The organism is Rhodothermus profundi, assembly GCF_900142415.1.
Classification (GTDB): domain Bacteria; phylum Bacteroidota; class Rhodothermia; order Rhodothermales; family Rhodothermaceae; genus Rhodothermus; species Rhodothermus profundi.
The window spans coordinates 90,634-112,060 of the sequence record NZ_FRAU01000009.1 but is presented as its reverse complement, the minus strand read 5'-3'; the positions used below and the strand labels follow the sequence as shown (position 1 = coordinate 112,060).

At 58.5% G+C, this 21,427-nt stretch carries 16 protein-coding genes; 13 read left to right on the top strand and 3 right to left on the bottom strand.

What is annotated here, in order from left to right; all coding sequences use genetic code 11:
• Positions 1-286: 286 nt before the first annotated feature.
• Positions 287-655 (top strand): hypothetical protein, encoded by a 369-nt coding sequence (locus BUA15_RS12035; protein ID WP_072716236.1) that lies wholly within the window; start codon positions 287-289, stop codon positions 653-655.
• 167 nt (positions 656-822) lie between these two features.
• Positions 823-1,902, top strand: a complete 1,080-nt coding sequence (locus tag BUA15_RS12030) for a 6-bladed beta-propeller (RefSeq protein WP_178139421.1) — start codon at positions 823-825, stop codon at positions 1,900-1,902.
• A 295-nt stretch (positions 1,903-2,197) separates the two neighbouring features.
• Here the strand turns inward: BUA15_RS12030 and BUA15_RS12025 are convergent, their stop codons facing one another.
• Entirely contained in the window at positions 2,198-5,110 is a 2,913-nt protein-coding gene (locus tag BUA15_RS12025) for a carboxypeptidase-like regulatory domain-containing protein (RefSeq protein ID WP_072716234.1), read from the bottom strand.
• A 96-nt stretch (positions 5,111-5,206) separates the two neighbouring features.
• On the opposite strand from BUA15_RS12025, the gene BUA15_RS12020 reads away from it, so the two are divergent.
• Genes BUA15_RS12020 through BUA15_RS12005 form a run of 4 tightly spaced genes read left to right on the top strand, consistent with a single transcriptional unit; the run spans position 5,207 to position 7,995 of the window.
• Complete coding sequence (locus BUA15_RS12020) at positions 5,207-5,671, top strand: YkvA family protein (protein ID WP_072716233.1); 465 nt, start codon at positions 5,207-5,209, stop codon at positions 5,669-5,671.
• Complete coding sequence (crcB, locus tag BUA15_RS12015) at positions 5,668-6,057, top strand: fluoride efflux transporter CrcB (RefSeq protein WP_072716232.1); 390 nt, start codon at positions 5,668-5,670, stop codon at positions 6,055-6,057. The genes BUA15_RS12020 and crcB overlap by 4 nt, the downstream gene beginning before the upstream one ends.
• Positions 6,054-6,398 (top strand): DUF190 domain-containing protein, encoded by a 345-nt coding sequence (locus BUA15_RS12010; protein WP_072716231.1) that lies wholly within the window; start codon positions 6,054-6,056, stop codon positions 6,396-6,398. The genes crcB and BUA15_RS12010 overlap by 4 nt, the downstream gene beginning before the upstream one ends.
• The gene (locus tag BUA15_RS12005; RefSeq protein ID WP_072716230.1) at positions 6,364-7,995 is read left to right on the top strand and encodes a M28 family peptidase; all 1,632 of its coding nucleotides are present in this window, start codon (positions 6,364-6,366) and stop codon (positions 7,993-7,995) included. The genes BUA15_RS12010 and BUA15_RS12005 overlap by 35 nt, the downstream gene beginning before the upstream one ends.
• 3 nt (positions 7,996-7,998) lie before the next feature.
• On the opposite strand, the gene BUA15_RS12000 is transcribed toward BUA15_RS12005, so the two are convergent.
• Positions 7,999-9,126 carry a mechanosensitive ion channel family protein gene (locus tag BUA15_RS12000; protein WP_072716229.1) on the bottom strand — a complete coding sequence of 376 codons (1,128 nt, stop codon included), beginning with the start codon at positions 9,124-9,126 and terminating at the stop codon, positions 7,999-8,001.
• Positions 9,127-9,254: 128 nt separating this feature from the next.
• Between BUA15_RS12000 and BUA15_RS11995 the strand changes: the two genes are divergently transcribed.
• Complete coding sequence (locus BUA15_RS11995; protein WP_072716228.1) at positions 9,255-9,731, top strand: hypothetical protein; 477 nt, start codon at positions 9,255-9,257, stop codon at positions 9,729-9,731.
• On the opposite strand, the gene BUA15_RS11990 is transcribed toward BUA15_RS11995, so the two are convergent.
• Positions 9,732-11,555, bottom strand: coding sequence for a glutamate-cysteine ligase family protein (locus BUA15_RS11990; RefSeq protein WP_072716227.1), 1,824 nt, complete (start codon positions 11,553-11,555; stop codon positions 9,732-9,734).
• A gap of 106 nt (positions 11,556-11,661) precedes the next feature.
• Between BUA15_RS11990 and BUA15_RS11985 the strand changes: the two genes are divergently transcribed.
• From BUA15_RS11985 to lpdA, 6 genes are all read left to right on the top strand, one after another.
• Positions 11,662-14,529, top strand: coding sequence for a SusC/RagA family TonB-linked outer membrane protein (locus tag BUA15_RS11985; protein WP_072716226.1), 2,868 nt, complete (start codon positions 11,662-11,664; stop codon positions 14,527-14,529).
• 28 nt (positions 14,530-14,557) lie between these two features.
• A complete protein-coding gene (locus BUA15_RS11980) occupies positions 14,558-16,048 on the top strand; it encodes a RagB/SusD family nutrient uptake outer membrane protein (RefSeq protein WP_072716225.1) in 1,491 nt (496 codons plus the stop codon).
• A gap of 129 nt (positions 16,049-16,177) precedes the next feature.
• Positions 16,178-17,815, top strand: a complete 1,638-nt coding sequence (locus BUA15_RS11975; RefSeq protein ID WP_245772035.1) for a tetratricopeptide repeat protein — start codon at positions 16,178-16,180, stop codon at positions 17,813-17,815.
• A gap of 7 nt (positions 17,816-17,822) precedes the next feature.
• A complete protein-coding gene (locus BUA15_RS11970; RefSeq protein WP_072716224.1) occupies positions 17,823-18,608 on the top strand; it encodes a DUF4292 domain-containing protein in 786 nt (261 codons plus the stop codon).
• Positions 18,605-19,795, top strand: a complete 1,191-nt coding sequence (locus tag BUA15_RS11965) for a murein hydrolase activator EnvC family protein (protein ID WP_072716223.1) — start codon at positions 18,605-18,607, stop codon at positions 19,793-19,795. Before BUA15_RS11970 ends, BUA15_RS11965 begins: the two co-directional genes overlap by 4 nt.
• A 119-nt stretch (positions 19,796-19,914) precedes the next feature.
• A complete protein-coding gene (gene lpdA, locus BUA15_RS11960) occupies positions 19,915-21,339 on the top strand; it encodes a dihydrolipoyl dehydrogenase (RefSeq protein WP_072716222.1) in 1,425 nt (474 codons plus the stop codon).
• The last annotated feature ends 88 nt before the right edge of the window (positions 21,340-21,427 follow it).

The following is a 21,427-nucleotide window of genomic DNA, read 5'->3' as shown; positions in this document are numbered from 1 at the left end:
ATTTGACATAAATCGCTCAGGTGCTTGACAATGTGTGTTACTTCCGGGTGCGCGGCCGGTCGTCTGGCCCGCCCCTTCGGTGGCCGGCCCGAGGCCCATCGGGTGCGAACTGCCAAGCTCAGAGGAGAGGTGCTACGAAGCAGGGAATCTCTTGGCCCGCAATCCTGCCCATAGTCGTGCTGGGCTTACTGAGCCATTTTTTGTCCCCAGCGTCAGTTTTTCAGACCTTCTATTCTATGTGCCTGGGAAACCGAGGAATACGCCAGCGTTGGATCCACCTTCTCTTTTGGATCACGCAACGCCTCCCGTTTACGCAGGCGCAGTGGCAGCAGGCCGTGGACCGGATGCGGCGGCTGGCTCCCCCGAGGTACAAATCTCTTGCTATCCTCGCCCCCAGCGCAATTACTGGCCCTATACCGACGATCTGCTGCTGGACGACCAGCGACGCGTGTGGCTCCGGCTGCAACAGGGACCAGAAGTCACAGACCAGGCCGTGTATTTGGTCGTTTCCAAAAAAGACCAACGCCAGATTGTTCTGGAAGGCTCCGTTAATCTGGAAGTGGTGCAGCAGGGACAGGCCTGGGGCATCAGGAATGACCCCGATGGCCTCCAAGAGGTGGTTCGTTATCGATTACCTTTTGATGGACAACCATAATCTCCTACACACCTAATTGCTGCGGAGCTGTTCGATGCCGGTGGAGTTTCAAGCTATCAGTTTGTCTTTGATGGAAGACCGTACTGCTATGTTGATCTAGACACATGGGGCGATTGCCCCCTATTCACAACCTGAATAAGTTTACCATGTTGCCCAAAGCCATTTCTATGGCAATACTCTTTGTTGCTTTGCCACCATCCTATTGTCTGGCGCAGACCTGGACCGCCTCGTTCTCCACGGAATGGACAGTAGGAACCCAAGAAACGAAGCCCCACTTCTTTCGCTTCCCAGAGCATCTGATTACGGACCGGCAGGGGTATGTGTACATCCACGACTATGGCGACACGCGTCTGCGGGTCTTTGATGCAAACGGACGCTTCGTCAAATACATCGGGCGCAAAGGACAGGGACCTGGGGAATTCGAATCGATCAGCCTGTTTTTTGTCGATGCAAACAATCGGCTGTACGTAAACGATCCCATCAACGGCCGCATCACAATCTATGCAGATGCGGCCCGCACAACGTTCCACACTCGGCCTCGTCCGCCCCTGATGATACGGCAGGTGCTGCCGCTTTCGGCGGATTCCCTCCTGCTTGTGGGGCGTCATCGAACCCGAAAAGACGATTGCATTCTTTTTCTCACCAATAGCGCGTTTCGGCTTAGCCAGGCTTCCTGCCTGGCCCGCGCTTCGCTTTTCTGGTCGCCCGAGGATCCCCTCTACGCCATGCAAACATTTCGGAGCGCCATTCGGGTGGCCTATCGTGAGGGCGTCCTCATGGCCGCGCCCTGGCTCTATGAAGGCGTACTCTTCCGCCTGGAACGCCACCGTGACCAGTGGCAGGCAACGCAGCTTACCGGCCTCCACCCCGGCAAATCGGCCTACACCAAACTGCCAGACGGCACAGCTCCCTGGGACCTGCCGCCTTCGGAAAAAAACAACGTGTCCTTTTTCAGCGGTCCGTATGGGCGCCTTGCCCTGCGCATTCATCGTCGCAGCCTGGGCGTCTTTGCGCTGGCCAATGGCGGGTGGGGGCATTTCAGTATAGACCAGCAGCATGATCCGCCGATTGGTTTTCTGGAGATCTGGGATGGGCGGGGCCAGTATCTGGGTTATGCCGAGCTTCAGTCGCCTCCGTACGACATCCTGTGGAAAGAACCGGACAGGGACACGTTTTATCTGTTGCGGTGGCAGGAGGATTTGCCGGTTATCGAAAAGGCCCGGCTACGACTTCGCCCGAAGCGGTAGCCTCGCGCCGGCAAATCACGCCAGCAGCCTAAACGCTGCGCGCCTTTTCTCCGGAGATAAGGTCCGAACGTTTTCCGTTCCTACCCGGAGGTTTGATCATTCAGGATGAAACGCCCGCTTGACAGAGAAGATGTGCTCCTTATAAACAGGATGCAAGGCGGAGCGCTTTTCTTTTCGCGCAAAAGGTGTCCCAGATAACCGAACACCCCCCGCGGCTCACCACGCAACGGTATCTCCAGCAAAAAAGGGCGCTCCAGAACACTGGAGCGCCCTTCCGAGCCAGCCGCAACTGCCTTTATTCCCGGTAAGGTTCAAAACGAGACGAAAACCGGGAGCGATCCCCAGCCCGAACTACCAGCGTTCCGCGCGCAACAGCCCCACTCCGTACCAGCTCTACCGTGTAGGTGCCCGGTGGGAGGTAGTAGCGCCCATTGTCGGCTGCCTTTACCTGCGCTTTCGCATCGCGTCGGGCATTGAAGGCTGCCACCTGTGCCGTGTCAATGGTCAGGTCATAGACGGGATAGTTAAGACCGACCTCAGCCGTGTCTACCCGAGTAGCCAGAAGCAGGGTATCCTCTGTCAGGATCCGAATGGTTACCAGACCCGCTTCTCGACTATAGTACGGGATCCGAACCACAGGCGTATCTGGTTCCATCCAGACCGCCCGCCGACGCCCCCAGGTTGGATTGTGCCGCAGCGTATCGATGGCAAACACGTGGAGCGGCTGGCGCAAAAGCTCCGGCGTAAGTTGCTGTATCTCCTCCAGATCCGCAACATAAAGCGAGCGACCATGCGTGGCCACTACCAGATCACGAGCCCGTTTATGAATGACCAGATCATGCACCGGCGCATGGGGCAATCCTTCGTAAAAGGGCATGAACGAACGTCCCCGGTCGAGTGAGACGTAGAGCCCCCCATCGGTGCCTACGTAGAGGATGTCTGGATTGTAAGGGTCTTCGCGCACGACGTTAATCGGCTCGTAGGGCAGGTCCGTTCCAATGCGCGTCCAGGTCTGGCCGTAATCTTCTGAGCGATAGAGATACGGGGTGAAATCGTCCCATCGATACCCGTTGAGCGCCACATAGACCCGGCTTTCCACATGCTGCGAGGGCTCCACGTGGCTCACCCAGAGATGCTGAGGGAGATCGTCCGAGATGCGGGTCCAGGTAACGCCGCCATCCCGGGTTACGTGTACTAGGCCGTCATCACTACCCACATAGATGAGCCCAAACCGGAGCTCCGACTCTGCAATGGTGGTGAGCGTGCCGTAGGGGACGTCCCCTTTGCGACCGCCGCGCGTCAGATCGCCTGAGATGGTTTCCCAGTCGTCCCCTCGGTTCAGGGATCGATGCAGCTTGTTTGAGCCCAGATATAGAATGTCGGGGTGGTGGCGCGAGAGAAAGATAGGTGTTTCCCAGTTGAACCGCAGCGGCGTTTCGCCCAGTTTGTGACGGGGCTTGATCGAAATGCGCCGTCCTGTTTTGCGCTCAATTCGGAAGTAATTACCGAACTGGAAGCCCGTGTAGACGATATCATTCGTGCGCGGATCAACCTGCACCTGCATGCCGTCGCCGCCCAGCAAGCGCTCGTACGGATAACGTCCCTCGGCATACCATTCATAACTGAACGTGTAGGTGCTGGGCCCTACCCAGACGCCGTTGTCCTGCAACCCCCCATAAACGTTATAAGGAAAAGCGCTGTCAACCGCTACCGAGTAGAACTGCCCTACCGGTGGCGTGTTGGCCTTAAACCACGTCTTTCCATTATCATAGGTCAGGTTCACGCCGCCGTCGTTGCCATTGACCAGATGTCCGGGTCGCATGGGATTGATCCAGAGGGCATGGTGATCCACGTGCACGTTCTCCTCGTTGATGGAGCGCCAGGTGCGTCCGCCGTCTTCAGAGACCAGAATGGGCACGCCCAAGATATAGACATGATCTGGATCACTGGGGTCGACCCGAATTTGGCCAAAGTAGTAGCCGTAGGAGAAGTACACGTTGTCCAGGTACGCCTCGTGCGTGCGGCGCCAGGTACGTCCTCCGTCGTCTGAGCGATAAACTTCGGCACCAATGACTGGTGTTTCGAACAGCTCTCGGTTCGCGTCGGTCAGGTAATCGTAAAGCGCGCGCGGCTCAATCTCTCCGCGCCGCACCATAGCTTTAACCTTCTGGGCTGTATAGATGCGCGGGAAGTTATGCTCCCGAAGAAACGCTTCCAGCGAGTCGTCTGACAGCGCCAGAAAATCTTCCCGGCGCATTTCCAGGAAGTCCTCTTTGGTCAGCGCGCGCTTTTCCTTTTTTTCTTCGGGGCGATGGTACTGATTATCGAGCAACGCATAGAGGATCTGCGGATTCTCCGGATAAAGGGCCAGTCCGATGCGCCCAACACCTTCGCCAGTTGGGAATCCGCTGCCTTCTACGTTGAGGCGTTGCCAGGTCTCGCCACCGTCCGTCGATTTGTAGATGCCGGAGCCGGGACCGGCCTCGACAAAGTTCCAGGCGCGCCGCTCTCGGTGCCACATCGCTGCATAGAGCACGTCCGGATTAGTCGGGTCGATCACCAGGTCGATAGCCCCTGTATTTTCATCCACGTAGAGCACGCGGCGCCAGGTGCGTCCCCCATCGGTTGTTTTGTAGACCCCTCGTTCCGGGTTAGGGGAGTACAGGTGCCCCACGGCAGCTACCCAGACCGTGTTGGGATCATCGGGATGCAGTACGATACGACCAATGTGGTGCGTTTCGGCCAGTCCCAGATGTTCCCAGGTGCGCCCACCGTCTGTCGAGCGATACACGCCGGTGCCAGCGTACGAAGAACGGCTGGAGTTGCTTTCGCCGGTCCCCACCCAGATAATCCCGCGCTGCCAGTCCACCGCAATGTCCCCCATCGTCATGGTTGCCTCGCGCTCGAAGAGCGGCCGAAAGGAAATTCCATTGTTTTCCGTCTTCCAGAGCCCTCCCGAGGCATAGGCCACATAGAATTCGGTCGGGTTGTCCGGGTTAACGTCTATGTCCACCACCCGGCCGCTCATGATCGTGGGGCCAATGCTCCGGAATGGCACGTTGCGCACGAGCGAGCGCTCCAGACGGGCCATCCGCTCCTGAAACGACCGCAAACGAACCTCAGCGGGTGTTGGCGGAACCGGTGGGCGCTCCTGCGCCTGCGCCGTCAGAACCAGCCATACAAGGCCCAGCAGGAGGCCCCTGCGCATGGTATCCCGAAAGACGTTGGGTTTTCTCATCGTTTTGCTATATCTTCGGTGCGTTTCGGTATCAGCAGAAACTACGAGATCGTTTTATTTTTTGCCATGCTCCGGCACGCTCTGGACGTGATGGCGGTATCTCTTCAGCTTCGACGCCCGGCACCACTTCGCTCGCGCGCCTTTGCGCTGGCGCTGCGCGCAGCCCGACGCTCGCTCGTGCGCAGAAGTCGGCTCATGAGGCTGACCCTGCATGCTTACCGTCAGTTGTTCCGAGACGAAACCGCGCTGGCTTCGGTGCGCCGCGAGCTATACACGCTCGTGCGCATGGTGCAGGCCTGGGCGCGTCGTGAGTACCGCCTCGTTCCCTGGCATTCCCTCCTCTACGGCGTGGCAGCCCTCGCCTACTTTGTCAATCCCGCCGATCTGCTGCCCGACATGCTGGTGGGACTGGGACTGGTTGACGACGCGGCGGTCATTGCAGCGGTTGCCCGTGCCATCCGCTCAGACCTCGATCGCTTTCGACAGTGGGAAGCCGGGAAGCATGGTCGTATCAGCAAGCAATCCGTATGAAACTTCTGTGGATCACCCTGGGAGGCGCCCTGGGCGCACTCGCGCGCTACGCGCTTTCAGGTTTTGTTTATACCTGGCTGGGTCCTACCTTTCCCTGGGGCACCCTGGTTGTCAATCTGACAGGATGCTACGGACTGGGCCTGCTATGGGCGCTTTCTGAAAGCGTTGCACTCCCTCCCGCGATTTCTCCATTGATCTTTATAGGGTTTTTCGGTGCATTCACCACGTTTTCCACGTACGGCCTGGAAAGCTTCCAACTGCTGCGTGACGGTGAGCTCCTGCTGGGCCTGATGAACTTGCTCGGAAGCAGCCTGGCCGGGCTGCTCTGCGTCGCGTTAGGATTTCTAACCGCCCGGCTGCTACTACACCTGGGAGGTCTCCTATGACCAAGCTTCCTGCCGAAGGCGTCTTGTTGCGTATCTTTATAGGCGAAACCGACCGCTACCAGGGAAGGCCGCTGTACGAACAGATTGTGCTGAAAGCTCGCGAGCTGAACCTGGCCGGTGCTACCGTCTTGCGGGGCATTATGGGTTTTGGTGCCTCCAGCCGCGTGCACACCGCCAAGCTGCTTCGGCTTTCCGAGGATCTTCCCGTGGTAGTGGAGATTGTCGATACGGAGGAAAATATTCAAAAACTCTTACCTTTCCTGGACGAAGCTGTACAGGAAGGATTAATCACGATGGAGAAAGCCTATGTGGTCCGCTATCGTCACCGCCCGGAAACGTAAGCTGACGTTCTTGCTGGCTCTCCTGTTGTGGAGCCCGCTACTCCATGCTCAAGAGCCAGTTGACACGCTGGCGATCCGCTTGATTCGGGAAGAAGGCCTGCAGCGCAGCCAGGTGATGGAGACGCTTTTCTGGCTTACCGATGTGTATGGCCCTCGACTGACCGGCTCCCCCCAGCTTGACAGCGCAATGGCCTGGGCGGCCCGTCAGCTTCAGGCCTGGGGCGTGCAGCATGTTCGCCAGGAACCGTGGGGACCTTTTGGCCGCGGGTGGACGCTGCATCATTTTCGCATGGAAGTAACGGCGCCTGTGTCGTTTCCAGTACTTGCCTATCCAAAGGCCTGGTCGCCAGACATTGAGGGTCCGGTAACTGCCGAAGTGGTTCGATTTGACGTCGAAGACACCAGTGCCTTTGCCGCGTACCGGGGTAAGCTGCGCGGCAAAATCGTGCTCCTGGAGCCGCCCCGGGAACTCAACGAACCCTTTGAGCCGCTGGCGCGGCGCCGCGACGCGGACGACCTGCTGGCGCTGGCGAACGCTGCCCATCCGGAAGGCGGGGGCCGGCGTTACAGCGCCGCCGCCCTGCGGCGACTGGAGCTGGCCCAGCAACGCCTCCAGTTTCTTTATGAGGAGCAGCCCCTGGCCATTCTGGATCGCAACTTCCGCGGGGATTATGGTACCGTCTTCGTCTCGGCCGCTCGCGTGCCTGCTCCTCCAGGAACGCCCTGGTTCGAACGCCCCGGCCCCTGGAAACCTGGCGTACAGGTGATTCCCCAGTTCACCGTAGCGGTCGAGCATTATAACCGGATTTACCGACTGCTCGAACGGGGCTTTCGGGTAGAAATGACAATAGACCTCGACGTGTCCTATCATGAAAACGACCCCTATGAATACAACCTGATTGCTGAGCTGCCTGGCACCGACCCCCGGATTGGCGACGAGCTCGTCATGCTGGGCGCCCACTTCGATTCGTGGCACGCCGGCACCGGTGCTACCGATAACGCGGCAGGCTCGGCGGTCATGATGGAAGCCATGCGCATTCTAAAGCGGGTCTATGACCAACTGGGCCGGGGCCCCCGCCGCACGATCCGGCTGGCGCTCTGGACCGGCGAAGAGCAAGGCCTGTTAGGTTCCCGCGCGTATGTCAACCAGCACTTTGCAGAACTACAAGGCTGGGGCCAGCCCCCTGCCCGCCTTAAGCCGGCCCACGAAAAGTTCTCCGTCTACTTTAACCTCGACAACGGCGGGGGCAAAATTCGGGGCATTTATCTCCAGGGAAATGAAGCGGTCGCCCCGATTTTCCGCGCCTGGCTGGCGCCTTTTCACGACCTGGGGGCTGCGACGATCTCGCTGCGCAACACCGGCGGCACCGATCATCTGTCGTTCGATGCTGTGGGGCTGCCGGGCTTCCAGTTCATCCAGGACCATCTGGCCTATGGCACGCGCACGCATCACTCCAATATGGACGTCTTCGACCATGTCATCGCAGACGACCTGAAACAGGCGGCCACCATCGTTGCGGCTTTTGCCTACCACGCAGCCGAGCGCGACGAGCGCATCCCGCGTAAACCGCTGCCGCTTCCGGAAGGCACCCGCTAAACTTCAGGCCTGCGCCTGCCGGTCGGCGTCGGGCGATGCCGAAGCCTCCACGGGCTTCATTGGATAGACGTAGAGCGTCTGCGTCGGGTAGGCGAACTCGATGCCTTCCTGGGCAAAACGCTCAAAAATGGCCAGATTAATGGCCTGCTGAATGTTCATGTAAAGTGTATAATCCGGATCCAGCACCCAGTAGACGACCTCAAAGTTGAGCGATGAAGGGCCAAATTCTTTAAAGTGCGCGCGGTCGAAGCGCACGCGCTCCTGCGCTTCCACGACTTCGCGAATGATCTCAGGAATCTTCTCCAGCTTTTCCTTAGGTGTCTGATAAACGACCCCTACCGTAAACACAATGCGCCGCTCCCGCATGCGCTTGTAGTTGCGGATGCGGCTGTTGAGCAGATCGCTGTTGGAAAAGACCAGTTGCTCGCCGGTAAGGCTACGAATGCGCGTGGACTTGAGGCCAATGTGCTCAACTGTTCCCATGTAGTTATCGACAATAATAAAATCGCCCACCACAAAAGGCTTGTCGAGCACAATGGAAAGCGACGCGAACAGATCCCCCAGAATATTCTGCACGGCCAGACCAATGGCCACGCCGGCAATCCCGACGCTGGCCACCAGCGCGGTGATGTCCACTCCGAAATTATCCAACGCGACCAGCAGCACAAGCGTCCAGAGCACCAGGCGCCCAATGAAGCCCAGCGCCTGCATCGACATGACAGCGGCCGGATCTTCCTCAAGCTTTTGCTTGCGATAGCGCTCCACATAGAAGGTGATCAGCCCATTACCCCAGCGAATGACCTGCAGGAGCAAAAGCACAAACGCAATCCGGCCACCCCACCGCACGACCGGCTGCGGTAACTGGACAAGCGCTACCGAGGCGTAAAAGGCCAGCCCTACCAGGAAATAGGCACGTGTCCGGCGCAGGGCGTTTGCAATAACATTGTCAATGTTTGTGCGCGTGCGCTTGGCCAACGCTTCCAGTCTTCGGGCCAGTACCCGCTGCACCACAATGAAAATCACGGACAGCACGGCCCAGATGCCAATCGCCTTCAGCCAGGCTACCAGCGGTGCACCAGCTATCAGGGTCTGGCCGAATTCACCGAGTTGCAATCCCAGAGGCTGCATCATGTCCGCTCTTTAGGTTGGCGCTTTTCTTCCGAAAAATATACGGTGCAAGCTGCTCAGGCTGGAACAGGGATTTTTTGTGGCGGTTGATGCTGCTGCTCATTCGGAAGGACCTTCCATAGCAGGTGCGTATGGAACTGGTCAGCGGCTATCAGCCGGAACCCGAGCGACGCATCGGTCCCACAGTTTCCAAAGATAAGTGGATCAATCACGCGAAAAATAAGCTAGCTCGGGGTTACGTACTCATCGTTGGCACGGAACGGCGCAACGCGAACTTTTACCTGCGCGGCAAAGGGTACGAGATGTGTCCGTATGACATAGCGCAGGCGATGATCAAGCAGGGTCTGGTCGTGCAGACAGGCAAACACCACCTGGGCCTGATCTATGAACTGGCCCCTGAAGTCAAGGCCGAGCAACCTCCCCCTCGTCCTCGCACGTCTGAGCCGCCTGAGCCGGATACCATGGAAACCATTCTGGGTGGTCTGGCCGACAGCGCAGACGCTGCCGCATTAGAGGAAGTTGAAGAAGTACTTGACGAAGAGGACGAAGCAGAAGACGAATTTGATGAGGAAAACTTTGAAGAAGAAGATGAGGAGGAGGAAGACTAGTCACGCTCCTGCCAGATCCTTTCTGGTTACCACCCCCACTAACTGTCCCTTGTGAACCACCAGCAATGCCTGGTGCGCTCCTGCGCTTAACAGACGCCGCGCTTCTTCTACTGAAGTTTCCGGCGTTAGAAGTGGAGGATCGGTCTGCATGACGTGCCGTACCCGTAGCGGCGCGTCGGCCTCCTCCGCCAGGGCCTGCAGTACCGCCTCTCGGCTCAGCAAGCCGACAGGGCGGTGCTGCGCGTCTTCGACTGGCACAAAAGACAACTGTTTCCAGTCCATCAAAGCAGCCACAAACACCAGGGGCTCATCCTCGTGAACAGTAAACAAATCAGTTGTCATAACATGCTCTACCCGTCGGTTTCCCTGGGCTTCACGCCGACGCACAGCTGCCAGCCGCGCCAGCTCCCAGGTATGCACCGGACGGTTTTCCTGCTGATAAGCTTGCATGGTTAATACCAGCGCTTCCAGGCGCTCCGCGCGACTCCCCTGCCCTTTCAGAGCGGCCAGCGAACGCAGTTGCCATTCGGCGCCGGTCTGATAGCGCCTCACGCGTTCCTGAATAATGTCCAGATAGTGGGTGATATCCGCCGGATCAATCCTGGCGCGCCGCAGCCCTGCCCGGGCCATTGGTAACAGCTCTTCCAGAATCAAGCGAGCAGCCGGCCAGCGCGCGCCATCCAGCCAGGTAAGATGCGCGCCCAGCCCCAGACGCGCCGCCGCAATGAAGTTGCCGCGCGCTTCGTCAAAATCAAGCTGCCGGTGCAGGTCTGGCTCCCGATGCGCCAGCTCCAGGACCAGTCCCGCCCAGAAAGCGGCATTGGCGACCTCATCGGCAGGGGTCGGACCGGCAGGAAGCACCCGGTTTTCAATGCGAAGATGTGGACGCCCCCCTGTAACCCCATAACAGGCCCGGTTCCAGCGATAAACGGTTCCGTTAAAAAGTTGCAATGCCTGCAGCTGGGGAATACTTCCCTGTTCCAGCACAGCAAGCGCATCTTCCAGAGGAGTCTCTGGCATTAGCAGCACCCGGAAGCGTGCCAGATCCTCCCGATAGATTTCCAGAACCGACGCCCGCACCCAGTCTGTGCCAAAATGCACCCGGGGACTCATCTCTCGGAGATACAGATGCCCTCTGCGCGTATCAATAGCCTGTCGAAAAACAGCAATGCGGGTCTCATGCCAGAGACGCTTACCAAAAAGCACCGGCGCGTTAGCTCCCGCTGCCAGAACCGGCGCCGCAGCTACCTGAGCCGCATTATAGAACGGTGCGAAAGCGTCGGGGTCAACCTGCAGGTGCACCTGGAAACTGGCATTGCAGCCCTCCACCATTATGGAGTCCAACTGCACAAACAGCTCGTCAATGCCTGTGATCTGCAGTTGAATAGGCCCTCCTCGTAACTGTGTGATCACCTCATTCAGTTGCATGTAGCGCGGCCGAGGCGTCATATTTTCCAGCGCGAGATCCGACAGATGGATGGTAGGCAGAATCCCACACAGCGCAATGTCATGGCCCAGTTCGCGAGCCAGCGCCCGCGCATGAGCCAGTCGTTGCACAAGCTGTCGTTCTAATAGACGAAGCCCATTGCCTTCAAGCTGGACAGGATCCAGGTTGAGCTCTAAGTTGAAGCGCGTCAGCTCAGGTACCAGGTGAGGATCGCGATTCTGCGCCAGTACCTGTTCGGCTACCGGTACCGGATTGCCACAGGCATCTACCAGAAACAACTCCTGTTCAGCTCCCAGCCGACAGATGCCCTGTTCAATGAGATCCGATTCCAGCATCCGCGCCAGGGCCTCCAGATCTCGCAGCAACGCCTCAATCATGCGGCGCCGTATTCGTTGATGCTCCTCCAATTTCTTCTTGCATTATAGCAACGCGGTCATTAGTATGGGTGATATATTAAAGAACAATGCACAGTATATCGCAGCCATGCGAAACGGTTTACTGTTCCTTTTCGGTTGCCTGCTCTGGACAACAACCGCTCAGGCACAGCCTGCTACCTTGCAGGGCCGCGTGTTGGACGCACGGACAGGTGAGCCGCTGCCGGGCGCCAATGTGGTCATTCCTTCTCTGATGCGCGGAGCGGCTACAGATGTGGAAGGCCGCTATCGCATTGAAGATCTGCCGGCCGGCACCTATGAGGTGGTTGCACGCTTCATAGGATATCGTGAGGGCCGGCTTGTGGTCACGTTGCAACCGGGAGCTACCGTTACGCAGGACATTACGCTGGAAGAAGATCTGTTGCAACTGGACGAGGTAGTGGTAACGGGTCAGGGAACCAGCGTGGCGCGCCGCAAGCTCGCGACTGATGTAGCGGTATTGACAACGCGCGATATTGAGGAAGCGCCGGTGCTCTCGGTCGATCAATTGCTGCAGGGACGCGTGGCCGGTGCCACAATTCGGTTGCAGAGTGCCCAGCCGGGCCAGGCTGCCCTGATTGATTTCCGAGGCATCACAAGCGTCATTGGTAGCCAGACTCCCGTCATCTACATCGATGGCATTCGCGTTGACACCGAGCTGGGCACCAGCTTCAGCCTGGGAGGCGAACTGACCTCGGCACTGGCTGAGCTAATTACCAGCGACATTGAACGCATTGAAATCACACGAGGAGGAGCCGCAAGCACGCTCTATGGATCGGACGCTGCCTCCGGCGTTATCCAGATCTTTACGAAGCGCGGACAGGCCGGTCGCTCCACGGTTACGATTCGCACCGAGCTGGGCTTCGACCAACCGGAGACCCGTTTTCTCAAAGATACCGGCTTTTCGTTTCCCCAAACGCGCGAAGATCCTAACGACCCGAACTATGGCAAAACCAGCTTTATTCGCGACCACTTTCTGAAAAACGGGTTCTATCAGAACTACTACGTAGGCTTTTCGGGTGGCTCGCCAACATTTACGTACAATGTAAGTGGACGCCTGCAACATGATACCGGCGTGCAGCCCAAAAACGAAAACACCCTGTACGCGCTGCGGGCCAACCTGCAGGCCAGGGTTCGCCCCGAGCTGGAGGTTTCGTTTTCGGGCTCGTATGTACGCTCTCAGTTCCAGCGGCTTTTCAACGGCCAGTCCATTTTCGACCCGCTGACTACTTTCGAAGTAGGCGACGCCCTGTTCTTTAGCGGCGCCGAAACCTTTGAAGAGGCGCTGCGCATCTTCCTGTTGCCCGACGTTAACGAAGGGGTTCACCGGTTCACTGCCGGCTCGACGATTCGGTTTACGCCATCCCCTCTGTTTAGCACCAGGCTAACCGTGGGTATCGACATGCGCGCCAACGAACAGCGCGTGTTTTTGCCCATTGAGTTTGAACCGGTGTCGGGAGACCGCGGCGAACTAAGCCGCTACAACCGCGATTTCTCCGTCGTAACGTTGGAATATGTGGGGACGATCAACTATCCCCAGCTTGGCCCTGTCTCCTCAACGTTTACGTTTGGCGTGCAGGGCTTTCGCGAGGATGAAAGCATCATCACTGCCACGGGAACAACCTTCGCCCTGCCTGGCACCGAAGATCTGGACGAAGCGGCCACGGTTACAGCCGAAGAGACCCGCACCCAGATCTTCAACGGCGGCATCTTCTTCCAGGAACAGCTTAGCTTCTTTGACCGGCTGTTTCTGGAGGCCGGCCTGCGACTGGATGGCAACAGCGCTTTCGGTAAGGACGTAGGTCTACAAGCTTATCCCAAAATCGGGATTTCCTACAACATTCATGATGAACCCTTCTGGCGAGGTACCCTGGCCCGCTACATCTCGGTTTTGAAGCTGCGGGCCGCTTATGGAGAGACAGGAAAGTTCCCCTCCCCCTTTGCACGGGACGTCACCTTCCAGGCTACTCCCTTCCGAGGCGAAAGCGCTCCCCGCTTCGACAATCCGGGCAACCCTGAACTAAAGCCCGAACGCACCGCAACGCTGGAAGCAGGGTTTGATGCGCTGCTGCTTCAGAATCGACTCAGCTTGAACGTGACATTTTACAGAGCGCGCACGAGCGATGCCCTGCTTTACGTGCCCGAGCAACCTGTAACCGGCAAAGGTACCCAGCTACGCAACGTGGGCGTTATCGAAAACACGGGCATCGAACTGGCTGCCGAAGTGTACGTGTTCAACCGCCGGGACCTGCAATGGTCGATTGGACTTAGCTACCATGGCTTCCGAAACCGGATGGTCGACATGGGGGGAGCTCCACCTTTTGCCATCTTTGAACCCTGGCAGCGCGTTGAAGAGGGCCATCCGGTCGGAGAGTGGTACGTAACGGTGCCTATCGACACCAACGGAGACGGCTTGCCGGACGATTCGGAGTTCCAGTTTATTGGGAAGACGCCTTATCCTACCAAAACAGGATCCATCTCGACCACCCTGTCGCTGTTTGACAACCGGCTGCAGTTCTATGCACTGGCCGACTGGGCTACTGGAAGCCTCGTGGCCGACTATGGAAGCGCCTGGGCTTCGTTCAATGGCATTGAACGCACGGTCTTTCCCACGCGCTATGACCTCAACGGTAATGAGATTGGCAAATTCCGCTACCGGGAAGCATTTATTGCCCTGCTCAAAAACGGCGATTATCTCAAGATTCGTGAGCTCTCGTTACGCTACAGCATACCGCGCACCCTGCTGCAAAACCTGCCCGTGCAACGCGCTAGCGTGACCTTCAGCGTCCGCAACGTCTACACGTTCGCCAAACAAGACCTGGTTGACCCGGAACTGGCGGGCTGGGCCGCCCCCGGAGACCTCCAACTGGGAGGCGTGCAGAGCATCACCTTATCGCCGCCACGCCAGTTCCGCTTTGCTGTCCAGGTAACCCTCTAACGCGATGGAAAACCATTCCGTTAAGGCTATGCGACGCAATATTCGTCTGATTGCTCTGGCAACCTGCCTGTTGCTCCTGGGTCTTTATGGCGCCGGGTGTGATTTCCTTGATCCCACCCGCGTGGAAAACCCGCGCACGACCCTGGAAGACTTCCAACAGGCGCCAGAACCGGTTGCAGCCCTGCTTCCTGGACTGCGTGCCCAGTTTGCCCGGGCGCTGGGTGCCGTGGTGGTTATCACAGAGTTCGTTACCGACAACTTCTCAATCAACGGCACGGGACTGGGCGGCACGGTCTATGACTTTCCCCGTGATATTAAGCCCGTAGATCTGGACCGGACCAGCCGCTTTACTGGTCCCTACTGGAACTTGCAGGAGCTGCGCGCTCTGGCTGACTTTCTGCTTAACGAAGTGGCGCCTGCAGACAGCCGGGCTACCCCTGAACAATTGGCCGAAGCCCGCTACTACCGGGGCATGGCTTATCTCATGCTGGGCGAAAACTTCGTCGCCGCCCCGGTAGAGCAAGATGGCACGCCCGTAGCAGCGGCCCAGCTCCTGGAACGCGCGATCAGTGATCTGGAAAATGCGCTTGACACCAACGCTGAACTGCCCGACGGCGTATCGCTGGACCTGGCAGCGCGCGCAGCCCTGGCCCGCGCGCACCGAGCCCTCGGTCATGCCGAGCTCGCCGATCAATATGCGCAGCAGGTGCTCAGTGCCGACCCTGCTTTCCTCTTTGCTCAGGGCTTTGATGCGAGTTCTATTGACAATGCCCCCTGGGCTTATCTGGTAGCCCGCGCCCTGCAAGAAATGCAACCGCTGCCCCGGTTGGATTTTCTGGATCCTAAATATATCGACCGAGAAAGCCCAATTCCGGTCGCAAAAGCCGAAGAAATGCTTTTAATTCGGGCCGAGGTCGCCCTGGCCAATGGCAACGAAGACGCAGCCCGCAGCTTCATGAAGGCAGCGCGTGCGCTGGCCGCCTCCCGACCGGTTGCCCAGTTTCAAGACGACGATCCCCGGCTGGACAACGACCTGAATCCTCGGCCGCGCAGCTCGTCGATCCTGATTGCCGACGAGCCTGGAGCCCCCTTCCGAGCCGGGCTCGTCAAAGACCGCCCCGGTCTGGTTACCGTTCCTTTAGTCTCTGCCACCTCTGTTACCGATGCAGACATTGATGGCGCTACGGGAACGGCGCTGGTTCGGCTGCTTTACCTGATGCGCCAGGAAATCCTGTTCTTAGAAGCCCGTCGCATGCATGACCTGGGCATTCGCCTTCCGATCATGCTCCGCGAAATCAACACCAATCCCAATATTAACGATGGCGACTTCGGCACCCGGGTCTTTGTGCCCGACTACATTCCGCCCGCTAACGAAATGGATCTGTACGACCCGCTGATCCTCTACGACGAACAGGGCAATCTGCTCTCCAATGAGGTTACCATCCGCATTGATATGAACCGGGTACTGGCTGAATCGCGCGGACTGGTGGTGCAGAATCCTCTATTGCCTGGCTCCTGACGCAAGCAACAGACAGAGCGACCACAACGCCCGGCTTTCAGGCCGGGCTTTTTTGCTGAAACATCCACGGCAGCGCTTTCGTTTGGTGAGCGCAAAACACTCGATTCGGGCTTCTCCAGCTAGGCTCACATGACTCCCTGGCTGCCATTGCGCGTGACCGGACTGTTTCTGCTGGTCTCTCTCCCGGCTTTCGCTCAATACATGCTTCCCGACTCGCTGCGGGCGCAACAATTGCTGGTGCGGAGCCTGACCTATCTGGAAATGGACCAGCCCGACGAAGCAATTCCGCTGCTCGAAGAAGCACTCTCGCTGGTACCTGAAGCACCTGCCCTGATGAGCCTCCTGGCCCAGGCTTACCGACAGCAACACGATCTAAGCGCCGCACGTTTCTACGCGGAAAAGGCCTGCCGAGCAGCCCCCCGAGAGGTCAGTTACTGCCACGAATGGCTTGAAGTGCTGGAAGCTGCCGGTGCAACCTCGGCGTTGCAACAGGCCGTCCGGTTTGTGCAGCAACACCACCCCGAGGATCCCCGCGTGCTGCGCTACCAGGCACAATGGGCCTACCAGCGCGGCGACCTGCTAACAGCACGCCGTCTGTATGAAGCGCTGCAAGAACGCAACCGCACAGACACTAGCCTGTACCGAACACTCTGGCCCCTCCAGCTAGCCACTGGCGATTCACTGGCTGCCCTACACACGCTGGAAACCCTGCTGTCTTTTGATGCGGCTAATGCGCATCTATGGCGCACCCTGGGACGTCTTTACCTGCATTACAAGCAACTCAGTAAAGCGCGCTGGGCTCTGGAACGCGCGCTCCAACTTGCTCCTCGGGATACCCTGGCAACCCGCCTGCTGGCCCACCTTACAATGCATTCATCGACCCCTACCGCCCTTCTGGCCCGTGCCCGACAACGGATCCAGCAGCAACCCTTAACTCCAGAGGCCCTTCAAGAAGCCCGCGCATTACTTCAGGAAGTGCTGCGCCGCGACTCGACGCATGTCGAAGCGCTGCGTCTGCTGGCCCAGCTGTATCAGGCTCAACGTCCGGATTGGTCTGCTGAGCTGCTCACGCGAAGCCTGGCGTACGATCCCGGCCACCTTCCAACCTGGATTACCGCTGCCCGGACCTGGCTGCTGGCGGGCCTGCCCCGTCGCAGCGCCCGGGTGGCGGAAGAAGGCCTGTTCCTTTTTCCAGACCAGCTTCCGCTCCTGCGGCTGGCCGCCTATGCCTATCTGGCCCTTGGAAGACCCGATACCGCCCTCTCCTACGCAGAACAGTTCCTGCAATTGCTACCAGAATGGCCTGAGCATCCTCCGGAAGTAGCTGCGGAACTCTGGGCCCTGAAAGGCCATCTGTCGGCCCGCTTACAGCATTTTGAAGCAGCCCGGGAAGCCTGCCGGCAAGCGCGGCGGCAGGCGCGTCGCTCCGTCTCCGTGCGCCTCCACTGTGCCGTCGTAGATTGGCTAGCAGATGGTCGCACCGACGCAGTGCTCCAGAAAGGCCAGGCGGCCCTTCCCGCTCAACCTGAGCCCTGGATGCTCGAAACACTTGGCTGGCTGTATCTGCAAACAGCACAACCCGAGCGAGCCCGCGCTGTGCTCCGCCGGGTCCTGCAGACAGGCTACGCTGGCCCCCTTACCTATGCGTACCTGGGCGAGGCGTTGGCCCAATTGGGCCACCTGGATGAAGCCCGACGTATCTGGCAGGAAGCGCTCCGCAGAGACCCCAGTAACCCTTACCTCCAGCACTTGCTCACCATCTATTGATGCCTCAATGCGCCTGGTTTTCTTATTGGTCAGCGCTGTGCTGTTTTTGAGCGGATGTGCCCGTGGTCCTCGCCTGACCGAGCGTCCGGCGCTACCCGATCAGTTTCCCTATCATTCAGCAGAGCAAATTTGCTACCAGCTTCGCCTGCCGGCCGACACCATCCACGCGTTTACCGGTCGGGCCCGTCTGCAGGTGCGCACGCCAGCAGGCACCGATAACCTCTCTATCACGATTGTAGCGCGCCGGAACGACTCACTGCTGATTCGGCTGAGTCCGGGCTGGGGCATCGAGGCAGCCCGTCTGCTGATTACGCCCGACAGCGTGCTGCTGCACGATCGGGTCCACCACCGGCTCTACGCAGGGACCCGCACCGAACAGGCTGTCCGCCACCTGCCCCTGCCTGCCGGACGCGATCCGTTCCTGAGTCTGCTGGGTATCCTCTATCCCTCTTCTGGTTTCTGGCACGTAACCGCCGACTCTGGCTACTACTACTTACAAGATCCTAGCCGGCAACAGCGGTATATAGTAGATCCAACCCGATGGCGTGTCGTTCGCTACGAACGTTACACCCCTACCGGCATACTTGTTGAAGTATATCGTTTTGAGGCGTTCAGCCGGTTTGGCTCGATCTTCCTGCCTCGCCGGATTCATTTTGAACGCCCCGACCTTGGCATGACGGTTCGGCTCTACTACCGCACGCTACAGTTGAATCCACCGAACCTACAGTTTGTCTGGAATCCGGACGCGCGCCTGCGTCGCCTTCCCTTTCAAGCCATGCTGGAGCAACCATGAGGCGCCTGCTGCTATGGCTGTTGGTGATGCTGCCTGCCTTGCCGGTCCTTGCCCAGCACACGCAGGACCGCACCGAGATTGAGCGCCGGTTGCAGCGGCTCCGCGAGCAAATTCGCCAGGAAGAAGCGCGGTTAGCCGAAACGGCGGAGGCGGAGCAAGCGACGCTCCAGACTCTCGAGCGCATCGAACGCCAGATCGCTATCCGTCGCGAGCTAATTCGGAGTTATCGGCAACGCCTGCAGGAGCTAGCCCGCCGAATCGACTCCCTGCAACAGGCCGCTCAAGCACTCAGCCAGGAAATTGACCACCTGAAAGCCCAGTATCGTCGCCGCGCCCTGCATGCCTACAAGTACGGCCGCATGCACGACCTGGCCCTGCTGCTTTCGGCACAATCCATCAATCAAATGCTCATCCGCGCCCGGTATTTGAGCCGCTTTGCGCGCCAGCGCGAGGCCAAGCTCAAGGCGATCCAGCAGGCAACCGCTGCCCTGGAAGCCCGCCGTCAGGAGTTGCTGGCAGCACGTCAGGAAACTGAGCAGCTTCTTCAAGAGGCCGAAACCGAACGACGGCGCCTTGCTCGCCTGGAGCGCGAGCGGCGCCGCGTCATCAAAGCACTCCGCGCGCAGCGCGTCTCCCTGGAACAATCGTTAGCGCAAAAACGCCGAGCCGCCCGAGAACTGGAATCGCGCATCCAGGCCCTGCTGGCTGCCGAACGCGAGCGGCAGCGGGCCCGGGAGGCCTCGGATCCCGCTGCTGCCGTAGCTTTTGCCGAACTGACCGGATCGTTTGAACAAAACCGCGGACGGCTTCCCTGGCCAGCGGAAGGTGCCATTGTTGAGCCTTTTGGCGAAGTAGTCAATCCCGTTTACGGCACGCGCACCCCTAATCCCGGCATTCTAATCGCCACGGCCCCACAGGCAGAAGTTCGGGCCGTCTTCGATGGCCGCGTCATTGCCATCGACGCAATGCCAGAATACGGCACCTATATCCTCATCCAGCACGGCGAATACCAGACCTTCTACAGCAATCTTTCGCTGGTGTACGTATCCATCGGCCAGGAAGTCCGGGCCGGTCAGATCATCGGTCGGGCCGGTACCGAAGCCGAACCCAAACGCGCTGGCGTATTCTTTTCCCTGTTTCGGGGCGGTGAAGTGCTCAACCCCATGCCCTGGCTGCGTCCTCGCTAAATGCCTTTCGGCAATTTCACATAAGCTTGCCGGAGAATCTGGGCATTTACCTGAGGCATCGGTTATTTTTGGGGAGCTCAGGGTCTTCCATCCAGCAAAAAATTCTGCGCAGATCAAATATGGCTAAGAACGCCCGCTATGACGTCGTTGTGATCGGTTCGGGGCCAGGCGGTTATGAAACCGCGATTCGAGCCGCACAGCTTGGCTTTAAAACGGCGATTATTGAAAAGAACAAACTGGGCGGGGTCTGTCTGAACATTGGCTGCATTCCCACCAAGGCGCTGCTAAAAAGTGCGGAAATGGCAGCCGAAGCCCGTCACCTGGACGCCTATGGGCTCAAACTCAAGGGCGAAATTGTGCCCGATTTTGCCAAGGTGATTGAACGCAGCCGGGCTGTTGCGGATAAGATGAACCGAGGCGTGGCCTTTCTGATGAAAAAGAACAAGATTGATGTCATCTTTGGCCACGCCCGTCTGATCGGTAAAGGCAAGATCGATGTGCAGCCGTCCGTCAACATGGACGGCGAAAAAATTGGAGAGCCGCGTACCGTTGAAGCCACGCATATCATTCTGGCAACCGGTGCCCGCGCTCGCCAGATTCCGGCGCTCCCGGTTGATGGCAAGAAGATTATTACGTACAAGGAAGCCCTGCTCCAGAAGCAGCAGCCTAAACGCCTGGTCATTGTCGGAGCTGGCGCCATCGGCGTTGAATTTGCATATTTCTATCACCACATGGGCACCGAAGTTACGCTGATCGAACTGATGGATCGCATTGTGCCCATTGAAGATGCCGATATCTCCAGAGAACTGGAGCGGGCTTACCGGAAAATGGGCATCAAGGTCATGACCGGTGCCCAGGTAGAATCGGTGGACACAAAAGGCAAGACGCTGAAGGTAAAGGTAAAAACCAAAAAAGGCGAGGAAGTTATCCAGACCGACCAGGTGCTCTCGGCCGTTGGCGTGGTGGGCAATATTGAAGACCTGGGGCTGGAGGAACTCGGGGTTGAAACGAAGCCTGGCCAGATCGTCGTGGACGAGTTCTATCGCACAAACGTCGAAGGCATCTATGCCATTGGGGACGTAGCTGGTCCTCCCTGGCTCGCTCATAAAGCCAGCCACGAAGGCATCCTGTGCGTAGAGAAAATCGCCGGAAAAGAAGTGCAACCCCTGAACTACAACAACATCCCGGGGTGCACTTACTGCCAGCCGCAGATCGCTTCGGTAGGCTACACCGAAGAAAAAGCGCGGGAGGCAGGCTACGACATTAAAGTAGGTAAATTTCCCTTTACTGCTTCGGGCAAAGCCACAGCCCTCGGACACACAGAAGGATTCGTCAAGGTGATCTTCGACGCAAAGTACGGCGAATTTCTCGGGTGCCATATCATTGGCCACGACGCCACCGAACTGATTGCCGAGGCCGTCACAGCCCGAACGCTGGAGACCACCTTCCACGAAATCATTGAATCAATCCATCCACACCCTACGCTCTCCGAAGCTATCATGGAAGCCGCCCGCGCCGCCATTGGCGAGCCCATCAATATCTGACCGATACGCGGACTTTACGGCCCCGGTGGATACCCACCGGGGCTTTTTTGTTTTGTATATTTTTGCGTTGAGGCTAAGCCAGACCAAC